This is a genomic window from Pirellulales bacterium, assembly GCA_035546535.1.
GTDB lineage: Bacteria > Planctomycetota > Planctomycetia > Pirellulales > JACPPG01 > JACPPG01.
In genome coordinates this window covers 1-15,832 of the sequence record DASZWQ010000122.1, presented here as the reverse complement: position 1 = coordinate 15,832, position 15,832 = coordinate 1, and the positions used below count along the sequence as shown (strand labels likewise).

Sequence of the window (15,832 nt, the reverse complement as noted above, 5' to 3'; positions counted from 1 at the left end):
GTTTGCCCCACAGTCGCAGGTGGTAACGATCGGCGAGGGGCAAACGCTTCTGCAATCGGCGCCCTCGGTGGCCCGCTTCGTCGGCCTGCAGCCCGACCGGCTGTTCCTGGAATACGAGGGGATGAACCCTTCGGGCAGCTTCAAAGATAACGGCATGTCGGCGGCGTTCACGCACGCCCGCAGTATCGGGGCCAGCCGCGCGGCCTGTGCTTCGACCGGCAATACCAGCGCCTCGCTGGCAGCCTATTGCTCGGTGACGAAACTGATGAAAGCCGTGATCTTCATCGGCTCGGGCAAGATCTCCTACGGCAAGCTGTCGCAAGCGCTCGATTACGGCGCGCTCACCGTGCAGATCGCGGGCGATTTCGACGATGCCATGGCTCGCGTCAAAGAGGCGTCGCGCGAGCTGGGCATCTACCTGGTCAACAGCGTCAACCCGTTCCGCCTGGAAGGGCAAAAGACGATCATGTACCGGGTGCTGGAAGGCCTGCGCTGGCAAGTGCCCGACTGGATCGTGGTACCGGGCGGCAACCTGGGGAACTCGAGCGCGTTCGGCAAAGCCTTTGCCGAATTGCGCGAGATCGGGCTCATTGATCGCGTGCCGCGGCTGGCCGTGATCAACGCGGCCGGCGCCAACACGCTGTACGAGCTGTACGATCGCCGCGGCCTGCGGTGGAACGACGGCGCGCCGAACAGCGAAGTCACCGACAAGTATTACGCCGAGCTCGATCAGGCCGGGCGCCGGGCATCGACCATCGCCAGTGCCATCGAGATCAATCGGCCCGTGAACTTGAACAAGTGCCTGCGAGCCTTGGAGACGTGCGACGGGGTTGTTCGCGAGGTCTCGGACCAGGAGATCATGGACGCCAAGGCGCAGGTCGGCGCGGGCGGGCTAGGCTGCGAACCGGCCAGCGCCGCCAGCGTTGCCGGCGCGCGACTGCTCCGGCACGAAGGAATCATCGGCGCCAATGAACGCGTCGTCTGCATCCTCACCGGTCACCAGCTGAAGGACCCGACGGCCACGGTCGCCTATCACACCACGGACCAGGACAAGTTCAACGAAGTGCTGGGGAGCCGCGGCGTGCAGCGCGCCGCCTATGCCAATCGCGCCGTGGCCGTGCCGAACGACTTCGACGAAATCGTCAAAGCGATACAACTTTATAGTTAGTCGGCAGTGGGCAGCAGGCAGCGAAGAACTCTTGCTCACCCGCGAAATAGCCTCTGCCTACGGCCGATTTGTCTGCTTTTGTTAACTGCCCTCTGCCCTCTGCCGACTGCCTACTATGATTCGCCTTGCCATTCACGGAGCCGCTGGTCGTATGGGGCAGCGTTTGATTGCGCTGGCCGCAGCTTCTACCGATTTGCAAATCGTGGCCGCTATCGATCGGCCGGGTCATCCGCAGGTGGGCCAGGATGCCGGCGCGATCGCCGGGGCTGGCCCGCTTGGCGTGGAACTTAAAGATAAGCTCGACGTGCCGGCGGACGTGGTCATCGATTTTTCCGGCCCCGCCGGGACGCTCGCGATCGCAAAAGTCTGCTGCGAAAAGAAAGTGCCGCTGGTCGTCGCAACGACGGGCCTATCGGCCGAGCAACTGACCGAGGTCAAAGCGGCGGCCACGAAAATTCCGCTGCTCTGGTCTCCCAGCATGAGCATGGCTGTGAACCTGGCCATGAAGCTGTCCGGCGTAGCCGCCGGCGCGCTTAAGGATCATACCTCGGGTGCCGACGTCGAGATCATTGAGCGGCATCATCGCTTCAAGGAAGACGCCCCCAGCGGGACCGCGCTCAAGTTCGGCGAGATCATCGCCGGCATCATGGGACAAGAGCACGCGCAGCACGGCCGCGAAGGACGACCCGGCGCACGCCCGCACGGCGAGATCGGCTACCACGCGATTCGCACCGGCGACAACCCGGGCGAGCACACAATTATTTTCGGCCTCATGGGCGAGACACTGGAAATCGCCGTGCGCGCGACGAACCGAGACTGCTACGCCCACGGAGCGCTCGCGGCCGCGAAGTTCCTGGTTGGCAAGCCAATCGGCCTCTACGGCATCAATGACGTGCTGGGACTGTAATTAGTCGGCAGAGGGCGGCGGGCAGAGGACGGTGAAGAAAGCCCAGCCAAGCTGCTCGCGCTTGCTGACTACCGACTACTGATTACTCGTACTGCCCTCCGCCTGCTGCCCACTGCCCGCTATTCATGGCCAAATGCGAAGAAGGCTATCTGTGCGACATTTGCGGCGGCGACGTCGAAGAGATCACCGATAGCGATCTCTACCTGCGCTATGTGATCGGGATGATCGATCCCGAGACGCTGCACACCACGGCCGAGCGGCACATCCGCTGCAACCCGGCGCTCGCGCAGTTCATCGTCGACGACGAGTTTGTCCCGGTTGCGGCCGAGGGGGCGTTCGACAAGCGCTCGCTTGATCCGGCCTACGTGCGCGAGCGCGAAATCCTCGTCACGCGCGGCTGGCGCCGTCTGCGCGAGCTTGCGGGGCAGGAAGGCCTGGCGATCATCGATTACCCGCTTCCCGAGGTGCGAGCCCGCAACGCGGAGAAAGCTTTATAGAGAAGAGATGCACCACGGGAGACACGGAGGCACGGAGAAGAAATGCGGGACACAAAACCCTTCCACTCGCTCACTTGATCGGCCGCTGTCCCCACGGCATCGGCATGGTCGGTGGGCGGCGGTGGCGGTCCAGGCGGCGGTCGGCGCGGCGGCCGTGGAAGTAGTTCACGAAGCGGGTCAGTTGCTTGACCGCCTCTTCGTAGGCTTCGCGTCCCTTCTCGGCCGTGGCCAATTTTGCCTGGCCCAGCACGCCGGAATCCGAATAGCTGCTGGTCCAAGAAATCAGTGTCGCCGGACCGGCCGCGAACAAGTCGACCCAATTGAAAGGGCTGTTCTCCTGGTTGAAGCTGATCTCCCCGTCCTCAATGCGGTCCTTCCGCACGTTGTCGCCGTCGAGATATAGATACAGCGACGTTTCCAACTCGCAGGCGTGTGCGCAGCCGCCGGGGAATTTGCTCTGCCGCCAACGCGGCAGGAACTCCTTGTCAACCGTCAGCAGATTCCACCAGGCCGCCAGAATGCACTCGGCGTCGGTTTCCAGGTTCGTGCGCCGCGCGACCAGGTCGAGGTTTGGCATGTTCGAGCCGTGACCGTTGAGTAGCACGATCTTTTTGAAGCCGTGATAGGCCAGCGACTTGGTGATGTCGAGCACGTGGTGCATGAAGTGCTCGAAATCGTTGTTGATCGTGCCGGGAAAGTCCATCACGTGCCCGGTGTAGCCGTAGGCCACGGTGGGCAGCACGAGCACCTTGTCGGGCGCCGCCCGCCCGGCGCCCAGGGCAATCTGCGTTGGGCAGATCAGGTCGACGTCCAGCGGCAAGTGCGGCCCGTGCTGCTCGACGGCGCCGCAAGGCAGGATGCAGACTTTGGCCATCTCCACCGCGTCGTTGATCTCGGGCCAGGTCAGCTTTTCGTAACGATATTCGGTCGCGGCGCGGCTGGTCATCGGATTGCCCTCGAGTTGGAATTCTTGGCCGTGGGCGATGAACTTGCGAAGGTCGCTCCGCTCTGAGTATCCTCGCGAAAGAAAGCTGTTACAACGGGCGCTGTCCGAGAATCTTCCGGACAAGAAAGGCCCGTGAGAAGGCATTTGCATAAGCGACGAAACTCGCAGCTCGACACATGAAAATCACTGAAGTCGTCACGATCGCCCTGGGCGGCGCTACCCACGATCATGGCTGGCCGGGGGGCACCGATCCCAACGTGCAATACAACACGCTGGTCGAGGTGCACACCGACGAGGGCATCAGCGGCATCGGCAGCTGCTATACGACGCAAGCACTCGTCGAAGGATCGCTGGCACTGTTGCGGCCGCATTTGATCGGCGAAAGCGGGCTCGAACCCGACCGCGTGGCCGAAAAACTGCGGCAGTCGATGTTCTGGCTGGGGCGCGGCGGTTCCGTCGAGCACACGATCAGCGGCATCGATATCGCCCTGTGGGATCTGTGCGGCAAGGCGCTGGGGCAACCCGTCGGGCGGCTGCTCGGCGGCGTTTATCGCGATCGGATCAAGCCTTACGCGTCGATGCTGTTCGAGGATCCGCCCTTGTTGCGCGAGAAGTTGCTCGCGCAGCGGGCACGCGGGTTTCGTGCCATCAAGCTCGGCTGGCGGCCGTTTGGCCGTGTAAGCCGGCAGTTCGACGAGGTGTTGATCAAGACCGCGCGCGACACCGTGGGCGACGACGTCGAACTGATGGTCGATGCCGGCGGCAGTGAACAGTTCTGGCCGCACGGTGTGACCTGGGCGCGCGAGACAGCTCGCATGCTCGGCGATTATGGCGTGGTGTGGTTCGAAGAAGCGCTGCGGCCCGACGACCTCGCCGGGTTTCGCGAGCTGCGGGCCAGTTCGCCGGTGCTCGTGGCCAGTGGCGAAGTACTCACGCGCCGGCAAGCCTTTTTGCCCTTCATCACCGAGCGGGCACTCGACATCATTCAACCCGACGTCACGAAATGCGGTGGGCTGGGCGAAGCGCGGCGGCTGGGGTGGATGGCCTACGATCACGGTGTGCTGCTCGTGCCGCATGGGTGGAATACGGGCGTTGGCGTAGCGGCCGATCTGGCGCTTGTCGCCTCGCTGCCGGTCGCTCGCTGGGTCGAGTTCCAGACAGGGGTCCCCTACATCGAAGAAATTCTTAGCACGCCATTTGCGCTCGACGCCGAGGGGATGTTGCGAATTCCCCAGGGCCCAGGATTGGGTATCGAGTTGAATCGCGACGCGATCGCGCGCTATTCGAGATAAGCTCGGCGGCGAGGCTTGCAGAAATTCATCCACCGATTACGCAGATGAACGCAGATGGAAAACGCCCGGTTCCATTCACCGCTTTTTATGATCTGCGAAATCTGTGCAATCTGCTCAGTAAATCGCCCGGAAGCGAACGTCGAAACATAACCGCCAACGCATATTTTCATGCCTTCGGGTGCCGCTCGGGCGGCATGAACACTGCGGACGTATTTGTGCATGAAGATGCGTGACTGGCCGCCGCGATCGGGCGCTAGTTTCGACACTTCCCGCGCAATGACCCCTGCGAAGCATGCTATTCGGCTGTGCCGAAATAGCATGGCACAAATCGCTGGACTTTCGGACCCGCGTGAACGCTAAGGCTTTACCGGATCGTTGGCCATTGCGACGGGTTGGCCATTCTTCAAATTCGCCACGTCCGCGACGACAACAAAATCGTCGGGCGTGACGCCTGACTGGATTTCGACGTCGGTGCCGGATTCGAGCCCGATGTTCACCGAACTCTCGACCGCTTTGCCGTCGCGCACCAGGAAGCAGTAGCTCTGTCCATCGCGCGTGACGACAGCGGCGCGCGGCACGGCGAGGACTCCGTGCTGGTCGCCAAGAACGATCTTCACGTTGGCTTTCATTCCGGGGCGAAGCTGACCGTCGGGATTGGGGATGTCGATCTCGGCACGCAGCGCACGCGTGGCATTATCCAGGGCCCAGCTAGTGCGGGTGATCGCCGCTTCGATGTTACGCCCGTCGTGAGCAGGAATCTGCATGACGACGCGATCACCCACGTCGACCACGCCAGCATCGACCTCGGGCACGTCGACGAAGATGCGCAGCGGATCGGCGTGGATCACGACCAAGAGCGGCAAGTCCTTGGTTGTACGGATCGGCTGTACGAAATGGCCCAGGGCAATGTTGCGTGTCGAAACCACCCCATCGAACGGCGCGCGGATGAACGTGTATTCCTCGAGTGCTTCGGTCCGGTGCAGATCGGCTTCGGCGGCCTGCCGCGCGGCCTGGGCCGCCTTTTCGTCAGCTCGGGCCTTGTCGACGAGCGCTTGATTCTCGATGAGCGCGGTTTTGGCGGCCTGCACCTTAGCAGCGGCCTCGCGGCGGGCGCTCTCGGCGGCGCGAAACTGGCTCTTTGTTTCGTCGACCAGCTTCTGGGGAACCGCCGAGCTGCGTCCCAGCTCAGCGACCCGTCCGTATTCACTTTTCCAACGCTCCTGTTCGGCGATGGATTGTTCTTCTTGCGCCGCGGCCGATTCTACGTTCGCACGGCCGGTAGCAACCGCGGCTTCGGCAACCTTGATCTGCGCCTGGGCTTGTTCGAGGTGCGCGTCGGCCTGCACCAACAGCGCCTTTTTCTGCGCCAGCTCGTCGTCGAGTTCCGGGACGGAAAGCCGGGCGAGTACCTGCCCGGGTGAAAGCAGCTTTCCGTCGCCGTCCAGGCGTGGCCCGCTGACGCGATCGCCGATGTCGACGTTCAGCTTCTCCACATAACCTGCGAGTTTGGCGTACAGCGGTGTTTCAGCAAAAGCCTCGGTGTAGCCCGGCAGCGCGATGGTGCGCGCGAGTGTTTTGTGCGTCGGGTGCTGAACCTGGACGGTGACCGTCGACGGCCCAACGTTGCCGACCGCCGGCGCCGTATCGAGCGCGGTGCCGCAGCCCGGCTGCGCGATCGCGACCGCAATAAACAAGGGGCAAACAGCAATTCGAGCAACGCCGCGACTGGTCATGGCATTTACCCGCGAGAGCGCAATCGATCGTGAGATTTGCGTGAGGCGTCGGATGCGCTCGGCACCAGGTGGTTACGGTTTTCAGCCTAGTCGTGACAAAGGGCCGTCGCAATACGCTTCGCGGTGCCGTGACTGGCAACGCGCCGCCGAAGTCGGGAGACAAACCCGCCTTGCCCGGTCCAGGGGAAAGGCACCATAATGCGGCGGCCGTGGTTTGGCGGTTGCGATCCATAATTGAGAGTCGGGGCGGTTGCCTTTGAGTACGAACGAGATCAAGTCCTCGGCTCGCCGGCCGGTGAAGCGGCGCGAGATCTTCGCCTGGAGCATGTACGACTGGGCGAATAGCGCCTATTCGACGTACCAGATCACGATCCTGATGCTGTACTTGCAGCAGGTCGTATTGCCGGGCCCGCCGGGGCAACTGGCCTACGCTTATGGCATCGGCATTTCGACTTTTTTCGCGGCGCTGATCGCACCCGTGCTGGGAGCAGTAGCTGATGCGCACGCCAGCAAACGCTTCTGGCTTTCGGTCTGTACGCTGGCCGGCGCGGGCGCGAGCGTGGCGATGTTCTTCTTGCCGGTGGAAATGTCGTGGATATTCGTCGGCTTGTTTTTCACGACAACCCTTGCCTTCGAGTTGGCCTGGGGTTTGTATTGCGCGTTTCTGCCCGAGATCGCCGACGAAAAGTCGATGAATCGCGTTTCAGCCTACGGCTTCGCGATGGGCTATGTCGGGGGCGGCCTGGCGCTACTGGTGGGCGTGCTGGTGGTGCAATACGGAGACCGCTTGGGTTTGCCGTCGAATCTCGAAGGGGACTGTGTCGTCGGCCACGAGATCGATTTCGCCGTCGGCGTGCCACCGGGTGATTATGACGTGACCGTGTGGCTGGGAGACCTGCGCGCCGCGCGCGGCCCGGTCGAAGTGCTGCTCAATGGAAAACGCGAAGAATCGCAGCGCACCAGTGCCGGCGAGGTGCTGTCGGTCATGCACAAAGTCGCGGTGCCGGCGGGCGAGTTACTTCTGCAACTGAAGGGGCCTGGACAGGACGAGCAGGCTTCTTTGGCCGGCGTGCGGATCGAAGGCGCAGCATTGGCTCATCCTCTGCTTTTTGACTTCGGCACGCCAGACTCGGGTGCCGAGACCGGTTCGATCTGGGTGACGCCGAAAGACACGTTCAAAAATTACGATCGAGAAGCGCTCGCGGCGAAGAGCAAGGCGATACCTGCCGCCGAACTGCCGGAGAACCTGGCATTCGGACTGCGACCTATCGAGGGGGACAAAGTCGAAGGGCGCGACGCCATCATGATCCCGCGGCTGAAGCTCGGCCTGCTGATCATGGGGCTTTGGTGGGGCGCGTTCAGCTTGCCGACCTTGTTGCTGCTGCGCGATCGGGTTCAGCCGCGCGCCGGATCGGAGTCGCTTGTGGAAACCGCCAAACGCGCCGTCGGCGAAGTGGCCGGCACGCTCAAGGGAGTGCGGCATTATCGCGTGCTTTTCTTGTTCCTGATCGCCTACCTGATCTACAACGACGGCGTGGCCACGATCATCACGCAGGCCACGGTGTTTGCCAAAGAAGTTTTGCACATCGGCGCCGGCGAACTAGTGTTTGTCGTGCTGATGATTCAATTCGTGTCGATGCCCGGTGCTTTGTTCGTTGGCTGGCTGTCAGGCAAGCTGGGCGAAAAACAGACGCTGATGGGTTGCATTGTCGTTTACATTGGGTGGCTCGTGGCTGCGTTTTTCATCACCACGCGGTTGCATTTCTGGATCATGGGCGCCGTGCTGGCGCTAGTGATGGGGGGCATCCAAAGCGTGAGCCGCGCGATCATGGGTCTGATGACGCCGGCCAAACGCAGCGGCGAATTCTTTGGCTTCTTCAATCTGTCGAGCAAGGCGACCAGTTTCGCCGGGCCGATTCTCTTCGGCTCGATCCTGGCGTGGACCGGCCGCCCCCACCTGGCCATCTTGAGCTTGCTCGTGTTCTTCTTCGTCGGTGGCGGCCTGGCGTCGATGGTTGACGTCACCGAGGGGCGGCGCCGGGCGATGGCCGACGAGTGATCGCTGGCACTTCTCGTGATTGGCTGCGCGAAGGAAGCAGAATATGAAGAAGTCGTCCACAGATTTCGCAGATAAACGCAGATCGAAGAGCTGAGCGCCACGAACTCGCGGGTAACTTCGGACTGCTTGCTGCGTCTCTGCGAAATCTCTGCAATCTGCTCAGTAAATCGCCCGGAAGCCAACGTCGAAACATAACCGCCAACGCATATTTTCATGCCTTCGGGTGCCGCTCGGGCGGCATGAACACTGCGGATGCATTTTGACATTCTGCCCTAGCATCGACATTCGCGGCTAATCATTTGTCCGACGGGGTGATTCGGCGAGGCCCGCACGACAACACGTCGCAGTTTGCGCACGCCGTGCCATCGTCAGACCGCGTCAAAGTCGCCTCGATCTTTCCCAGTCTTCCAGAAGGTTTTCAGGTTGTGCCGGTCATGTGGAGCGCGGAATGACTGCATATGCCGGATGTGCGGAGCGGCCCGATATTTACCGATATGCTGTGCCTGCCCTCATTTACGAAGGCGTAAGGAATGCGATCGGTCTCACTGGTTTCCGCGACGCGCCGGCGCGCACCGTCTTCGCGCCGTCCCACACGACGACGAGCGGCCGGGGTTTGTCGCCTGGTGGCTTTGGTGGCGGGAATATGCTCGCTTGACGGATCATTCCTATTTGCCGCCGCGCCGGGTGAGACGACACGGCCCAGTGTGCGCCCGGTCGTGCAGCGGGCGCCTGCATCCGAGGTCGTGCCGCTGCCGAATCCGACGGCGGATCCGAGCCAGCAACCACCCGGCCCCAGCTCGCCGGCCGATATTCCCTCGCCGGGGAGCATCACCGGTCAGCCGTCCTTGCTTTCGACGCAGTTCGTGCCGATCGATCTGCCCGCCGCGGTGCGTCTGGCCGGCTTGCGCAACCCGGACCTGTTCTTGGCGCGACAGATGGTGGTCGAAGCCGTGGCGATACGTCAATTTGCGGCGGCGCAACTGCTGCCGAATTTGAACGCCGGCACGAACTTCGACGCCCATTCAGGTCCGTTGCAGCAATCCAACGGCAACATCCTGCGCGTCAGCCGCAGTGCGCTGTACGTGGGAGCCGGTGCCAATGCGGTCGCCGCCGGCACGGTGAACATTCCCGGCGTGCAGTGGAATGTGAACGCGTCGAACATGATCTTCGGAATTCTGACAACCCGCCAGCTCGTCCGCGAGCGCGAATTTGCCAACTTTCAAACCAATAACGACATCCTGCAAGCCGTCGGCAACGCCTACTACGAATTGTTACGGGCCGAGGGATTGCGAGCCGTGAACATCCAAATGCGCGACGAGACGGCCAAGGTCGCGAAGGTGACGCGCGACTACGCGCGCGTCGGCGAGGGGCGTCCGGCCGACGCCGACCGTGCCGCGACGGAACTGGCACAGCGCGAAGTCGACGTGGTGGAATCCGAAGGCAATGCGCTCGTGGCTTCGGCGCGGCTGTGCCAGTTGTTGAATCTCGATCCGTCGACGCGCCTGCACGCCACGGACGAATGGGTCGTGCCGATTCCGCTCGTGCCGGAACCGATTCCTCTGCAAGAATTGATCGCCATCGCCATGCTCGAACGTCCGGATCTTGCCGAGCGGCGGGCCGCCATCCGCGAGACATTTCTCGCCTTTCGCGGTACACAATGGCTGCCATTTTCGCCGACGACGCTGGTCGGATTTAGCGCCGGTACGTTCGGCGGCGGCAGCAACATCGTGGCTGAGAACACTCCACCCAATCCGACCGGACCGAGGTTTGGCGATTTCAGCGGCCGCAACGACTTCGACGTAATCATGTACTGGCCCTTGCAGAATTGCGGTTGCGGCAATGCGGCGTTGATCAACGCCGCCCAGGCTCGGCTGCGCCAGAACGATTATCGCTTTCTGATCGTGCTCAACCAGGCGCGCGCCGATGTCGCCTCGGCCTATGCGATCTCGCGCGCCCGCTTTGCCCAGGTTTACGTGAACGAACAAGCGGCGCGGATAGGGCGCGCGGGTTTCGAAGAGGATTTCCTTCGTACCCGCAATAGCGAAGGATTACCCATCGAGACGTTGGATAACTTGCGTTTGTGGAATCGCGCCCGCGTCGACTACCTGAACGCGATCATCGACTTCAACGAAGCGCAAGTGAATCTGTATTGCGCGTTGGGGCAGCCGCGCGCCGCGATGTTGGCCCGTCCTGCGCCACTCGATGCGCTCCGTCCGGCGGGAGCGAATCCACCAGCAGGCCAGAATGCGGCGCCGGCACAAGATGCCGCTCCTGCGGCTGCCGAACCGGTCCCACTGCCGCCTGCGGCGGCGCGCTAAACGCCTTTCGTTCGTGCTTCCCCTTCGTTCCACCTCCTCACCAGCCCGCTTCCGATCACGCAGTCCGGTTGCTCGCCCTGCGGTAACAACTTGTCGCGAATCATATCCTATTCATCGTCCGGACGACGAGCGGGCGGACAGCGCGCGCTGAGCATGATGCTCGCGCTTGCGCTAGTACTTGCGCCCCGCTTGCCCGCTGCGGCTGACAGTGAGGGTGGGAGCGAGGCGATGCGCGGTGCTCCTCAGCCGGTCGTGCGTCCGTTGCCGCCAGTGTTTTCGCCCGACGCTTCTGCGCCTCCGCCCGGCATGCCGGCCCGGGGCCCGCTACCTACTTCGCCCGCTGCGCCGGCGAGCGCTGTAAACGCAGTGCTCACCGGCCAGGCCCTGCAGTACGAATCGATCCGCGCCGGCGGAAACGAAATGCAGTTGATCGATTTCGCCTCGGCGTGGCGCCTCGCGGCGCGGCAGAATCCAACCATCGGGCTGGCCCGACAAGTGGTCGAAGAGAATCTGGCCAACCTGCTGCGGGCGAGCGTGATCGCGGTGCCGAATCTCAACGCCGGTACCAACTACCACGCCCATAATGGCAATTTGCAGCGGTCTTCGGGCCAGATCCTTTCGGTGCCCGAGCAGCAGGCACTTTACGTGGGTGGCGGTGCGCGCACCGTGGCCGCCGAGACGATCGGCATCCCGGCTGTGCAGATTTTCGCGCCGCTGGCGGACGTGTTTTACATGCCGCTCGCCGCACAGCAAGATCTGAATGCCAGCAATTTCAACGTTCGGGCGACGTATAACTCGATTCTGTTGGATGTGACGACCGCCTACCTGGAGCTTATCGGGGCCGAGGCGTCCTTCGCGGCCTATCGTCGCTCGGAGTTGGACATGGCGGCGGTGCTGCGCCCGACGGCCGAATTCGCGCGCGTCGGCGAAGGGCTCAACGCCGACGCCAATCGCGTGCGCTCGGCGGCGCTGCAACTGCGCGGATTATCGCAAGGTGCGGAGGGAAGGATCTCGGTCGCGTCCGCCCAGCTCTCAAAGTTGTTGCAATTGAATCCTTCGCTGGCCTTGCGCACCCCTGCGGCGCCTCTGGCACTGATCAGCGTCGTCGATCCGAACGATAGCTTGTCCTCGCTGGTTTCGATTGCGCTGCGCTACCGGCCCGAGGTGGGGGCCGCGACGAGCGAAGTTGCCGCGGCCGATGTAAGGTTTCGGCAAGAACGCATCCGCCCGCTTTTGCCGACGGTTGGCCTGGGGTTCAGTAGCGGCACGTTTGGCGGCGGCAGCCCGTTCGTGACGCCGCTGTTCGGCGCCTTTTCCGGCCGCTCGGATTTCGATGTGATGGCCCTGTGGACGTTGCAAAACGCCGGCGCCGGGAACGCCGCCTGGCGCAATCAGCGGCGCGCGCAGCGCGGCGAAGCCACGGCTGAGCGCACGATCATCATCAACCAGATCCGCGATGAAGTCGCCAGTGCCAAAGCCGACGCCGCCGCGCAGCTCCGGGCCGTGAAAGTCGCTCAAGTGCGACTGGCCACTGCCGAAGACGGCTTCCGACGCGAGGTCGAGCGCTCGCGCGCCAATCTGGGACATCCGATCGAAGCCTTGAATATGGTCGATTTGCTGGTCGACGCGCGGCAACAACTGGTCACGAGCATCGTGGCCTACAACGAGGCCGAATTCCGCCTGTACGTGGCGATGGGGTTTCCACCCCCCATGGCCGCGCCGGTGGCGGCGCCGGAGAGGATCGACGGCGCGACGACCGAGGCGATCGAGGGGGTGCCTGCGCCGCCTGCTAATCGCTAGTTGTTTGCTTGACTCGTCGGTTGCACGGAGATTGCTTCTTAGGCCCGTCGGACGACGAGCCGTGAACATCCTTTCGGAAAAGCAAGTTATCTCTGACGGACTGAAATCGCGTCGCGAAGCCACTTATCTTCCGGCAGAACGCGCGCCTCAGATCGGGAATAAGGGGGCGCTTTGCTGCGAGCCCTGAAATTGACCACCGTCTGAGGTGGGAATAGATTGTTTAGAGAGGCGCTAGGTCGCCGCTGCGACAATATGTCGTGCCGGGGCTTTCCTTTCTTTCTCGTTTCGGTGACGCTGTGCGCGGTGAGCAAGGGTTTACGACAGCACGGTTGATACTCGCGGTCCTGGTGTGCTTTGGCACGGCCGGGCTGATGATTCGCACACCGCGTCCGATCTCGACGGCTCCTTCGTACAAGTCGATCGTCAAGCCGCGGCGCAATAAGGAGTCGTTCTTGGCGCTGGCGTCGTCCAGCGCGCGACTGAGTTCTTCACAAGCGTTACGTAAGCGTACGACGCACGCACCGGCTCGTCCGCGCACTGATCTCGCTCGCTTGGATCAGAGGCTACCGCCCACGGTGCCAGCGCTGGAAACCGCGCCGGACCGCATTTATTTGCGGTGTTGATGCGTTTTGTGCGCGCGCATGCGCTTTCGTCGATAGGCCGGCTCGATGGAGCCGAAAGTGGAGTTCGGCCTCATTCTCGTTAGCAGCAAGCGTTTGCGGTGCCGTTTTTGCACAGCCGCCGTTTTCGGTTGCGGAACGTCACGCGATGGCCTGAAACGCACCGACCTGTAATTAGCTCGTACTCCGGAGTAGTCCCGCATGCCGACCGCTAAAGTGAAACTTGCTTCCGGTACCAAGGCGCGGCTTACGCCGCGCGGACTGGCGATGGTCGCTGCCGCGGCATGCCTGGTGATTGTCGTGCTGCTCGCCTGGCGGATGAGAGCGAATACGCCTGCGGCGACAGCGCAGCCACCACAACAGCACGCCGAGACAGCACCCGCGCCATCCACCGCCAGCGAGGTCCACGCCGACGTGGTGACGCCCAATCCTCATGGCCTGGGACGCAAGACGGTGCAGCCGGGCACCGTACACGCCTTTGAATATGCCGACCTGTTTGCCAAGACCTCGGGATACCTCGGTGAGCAATCGGTCGACATCGGCGACCACGTAAAGCGCGGTCAACTGCTGGCGACGATCGACGTGCCCGAACTCAAGGCGGGCGTGGACGAGGCGCAGGCCTCGCTAGCGCGGGCGCAAAGCGCGGTGGCACAAACCGAGGCTCGGCTGCTTACGCAGCGCGCCGAGGCCAAGGCGTCGCTGGCTATGATCAAGCAATCCGAGTCCGACGTGCTGAAGGCCAAGGCGCAAGTTGTTTATCGCGGCAGCCAATACGACCGCATCAAGAGCCTGGTCCTGTCGCAATCGGTCGAAAAAAAGCTCGAAGACGAGCAGAGGGACGCCTACGAATCGTCCAAAGCGGCGCTCCAGGCCGCACAGGCGTCGGTCGACAACGCCCAGGCACAGTCTGACGCCGCGCAGGCGCGCGTGAAGCAGGCCGAGGCCGACGTCGAACACGCCAAGGCCGAGGTCGAAGTCGCAAAAGCCGTGTTGGAGAAGGCTCAGGTGCTGTGGGATTACACGAATATCAAGTCTCCCTACGACGGCGTGATCACGGCGCGGCACTTCCACCGGGGTGCTTTCATCCTTTCCGCTGACCAAGGGGGCACTGTTCCCTTGCTCACCGTAGCCCGTACCGATTTGATGCGCGACGTCATTCAAGTGCCCGACACGGACGTCCCGTATGTGAACAAGGGGGATAAGGCGACGATCGAGATCGACGCGCTGCCGGGTAAAACCTTCGTCGGAGAAGTCTCGCGCATGGCGAGTTCGGAGAATCCGCGACAAAAAACGATGCGCGTCGAGGTTGACCTGCCGAACCCGGACAGCCTGTTGCGCGAAGGTATGTATGGCGGCGCGACGATCGAACTGGAGCCTCCTTCAGAAGCTCTTACGGTGCCCTCGTCGGCGCTGGTTGAAAAAACAGACAGCAAGCACGGAAAGATTTACGTCGTCCGCGACGGCAAGGCGCAGCTGTTGTCGGTCACGCTGGGACAAGATGACGGCCGGCACATGGAAATCCTTAAGGGCCTCGATGCCAAGGACCAGGTTATCGTCAGTTATCGGGGCAAGATCGAAGAGGGTGCGCCGGTCGTCGTGTCTGAGGCGGCGGAAAAAAAGCATTAGAGCGTTGTTAAAGACCTAAATCTTCGAACGCGCTCCGAAAATGATCGCTGCCGAGTAGGAACTGCCGGATGAATGCCGTAATTCGAGCCTCGCTTCGCAACCCGTATGCCGTGACGGTCTTCGCGCTGACGATCGTCATTTTGGGCGTGATCGCGGTGCGCTCGATTCCGATCGACATCTTGCCGGTCTTCAAGGCCCCGGCCGTGCAGGCCCTCACGTTCTATACGGGCATGCCGGCCGAGAGCGTCGAGAAGGACATTACGTCTCGCATGGAGCGTTGGACCGGTCAGGCGGCCGGCACGACGCGGCAAGAGTCGCGATCGATCGTGGGGGCGAGCGTCGTGCGAAATTATTACCGCAGCGACGTTGATCCCAACGGCGCCTTAACGGCCGTCAGTTCCTTGGCGACAGGGGCCCTGCCTACGATGCCGCCCGGAACGTTGCCCCCCGTGATTCTGCCGTTCGACCCGACGGGCACGACGCCCGCTTGCCTGGTGGCGCTGGATAGCAAAACGCAAAGCGAAGCCATTCTGTACGACACCGGCCGCTACGAAGTGCGGCAGTTCATCATGTCACAGCCGGGCGCCGTTGCGCCTGTCGTTTTCGGCGGCAAGGTGCGCGCCGTCATGGCCTATCTGGACCGGGAGAAAATGCAGGCGCGCGATCTGTCGCCGGTGGACGTGATGTACGCGTTGGACCGGTACAACCTGTTCCTGCCCACGGGTGACGCCAAGATCGGCAAGACCGACTACGCGATCGATTCGAACTCGATGTACGACCTCATCGAGCGGATGGGAGACATCCCGATCAAGACAGAGCACGGCAATGCTATTTATTTGCGCGACGTGGCCAAGCCGACCGACGCG

General features: G+C 62.6%; 11 protein-coding genes. 9 read left to right on the top strand and 2 right to left on the bottom strand.

Annotated elements, in window-relative coordinates; genetic code table 11:
* The 3 genes from thrC to VHD36_15205 form a co-directional block, all read left to right on the top strand.
* A partial coding sequence (gene thrC / locus VHD36_15215) for a threonine synthase (GenBank protein HVU88669.1) occupies window positions 1-1,168 on the top strand: 1,168 nt, incomplete at its 5' end.
* A 115-nt stretch (window positions 1,169-1,283) separates the two neighbouring features.
* Complete coding sequence (gene dapB, locus VHD36_15210; GenBank protein HVU88668.1) at window positions 1,284-2,075, top strand: 4-hydroxy-tetrahydrodipicolinate reductase; 792 nt, start codon at window positions 1,284-1,286, stop codon at window positions 2,073-2,075.
* Between the two features lie 125 nt (window positions 2,076-2,200).
* Complete coding sequence (locus tag VHD36_15205) at window positions 2,201-2,572, top strand: hypothetical protein (GenBank protein HVU88667.1); 372 nt, start codon at window positions 2,201-2,203, stop codon at window positions 2,570-2,572.
* Between the two features lie 70 nt (window positions 2,573-2,642).
* On the opposite strand, the gene VHD36_15200 is transcribed toward VHD36_15205, so the two are convergent.
* Window positions 2,643-3,518: a creatininase family protein gene (locus tag VHD36_15200; GenBank protein ID HVU88666.1), complete on the bottom strand. Its 876-nt coding sequence runs from the start codon at window positions 3,516-3,518 to the stop codon at window positions 2,643-2,645.
* A gap of 176 nt (window positions 3,519-3,694) precedes the next feature.
* Between VHD36_15200 and VHD36_15195 the strand changes: the two genes are divergently transcribed.
* On the top strand, window positions 3,695-4,810 hold the full coding sequence (locus VHD36_15195; GenBank protein HVU88665.1) for a mandelate racemase/muconate lactonizing enzyme family protein: 1,116 nt from the start codon (window positions 3,695-3,697) through the stop codon (window positions 4,808-4,810).
* Window positions 4,811-5,166: 356 nt separating this feature from the next.
* Here the strand turns inward: VHD36_15195 and VHD36_15190 are convergent, their stop codons facing one another.
* Entirely contained in the window at window positions 5,167-6,543 is a 1,377-nt protein-coding gene (locus VHD36_15190) for an efflux RND transporter periplasmic adaptor subunit (GenBank protein ID HVU88664.1), read from the bottom strand.
* 256 nt (window positions 6,544-6,799) lie between these two features.
* Between VHD36_15190 and VHD36_15185 the strand changes: the two genes are divergently transcribed.
* The 5 genes from VHD36_15185 to VHD36_15165 form a co-directional block, all read left to right on the top strand.
* Window positions 6,800-8,602 carry an MFS transporter gene (locus tag VHD36_15185; GenBank protein HVU88663.1) on the top strand — a complete coding sequence of 601 codons (1,803 nt, stop codon included), beginning with the start codon at window positions 6,800-6,802 and terminating at the stop codon, window positions 8,600-8,602.
* 632 nt (window positions 8,603-9,234) lie between these two features.
* Window positions 9,235-10,920 (top strand): TolC family protein, encoded by a 1,686-nt coding sequence (locus VHD36_15180; GenBank protein ID HVU88662.1) that lies wholly within the window; start codon window positions 9,235-9,237, stop codon window positions 10,918-10,920.
* 228 nt (window positions 10,921-11,148) lie between these two features.
* Window positions 11,149-12,720 (top strand): TolC family protein, encoded by a 1,572-nt coding sequence (locus VHD36_15175; GenBank protein HVU88661.1) that lies wholly within the window; start codon window positions 11,149-11,151, stop codon window positions 12,718-12,720.
* Window positions 12,721-13,541: 821 nt separating this feature from the next.
* Window positions 13,542-14,966 (top strand): efflux RND transporter periplasmic adaptor subunit, encoded by a 1,425-nt coding sequence (locus VHD36_15170; GenBank protein ID HVU88660.1) that lies wholly within the window; start codon window positions 13,542-13,544, stop codon window positions 14,964-14,966.
* Between the two features lie 68 nt (window positions 14,967-15,034).
* Window positions 15,035-15,832: efflux RND transporter permease subunit (locus tag VHD36_15165; protein ID HVU88659.1), on the top strand; the 798-nt coding region annotated here is incomplete at its 3' end.

Coding starts and splice junctions, on each gene's coding strand:
- VHD36_15190 (HVU88664.1), bottom strand. CDS start 6,543: ATGACCAGTCGCGGCGTTGCTCGAATTGCTGTTTGCCCCTTGTTTATT.
- dapB (HVU88668.1), top strand. CDS start 1,284: ATGATTCGCCTTGCCATTCACGGAGCCGCTGGTCGTATGGGGCAGCGT.
- VHD36_15200 (HVU88666.1), bottom strand. CDS start 3,518: ATGACCAGCCGCGCCGCGACCGAATATCGTTACGAAAAGCTGACCTGG.
- VHD36_15175 (HVU88661.1), top strand. CDS start 11,149: ATGCGCGGTGCTCCTCAGCCGGTCGTGCGTCCGTTGCCGCCAGTGTTT.
- VHD36_15205 (HVU88667.1), top strand. CDS start 2,201: ATGGCCAAATGCGAAGAAGGCTATCTGTGCGACATTTGCGGCGGCGAC.
- VHD36_15195 (HVU88665.1), top strand. CDS start 3,695: ATGAAAATCACTGAAGTCGTCACGATCGCCCTGGGCGGCGCTACCCAC.
- VHD36_15170 (HVU88660.1), top strand. CDS start 13,542: ATGCCGACCGCTAAAGTGAAACTTGCTTCCGGTACCAAGGCGCGGCTT.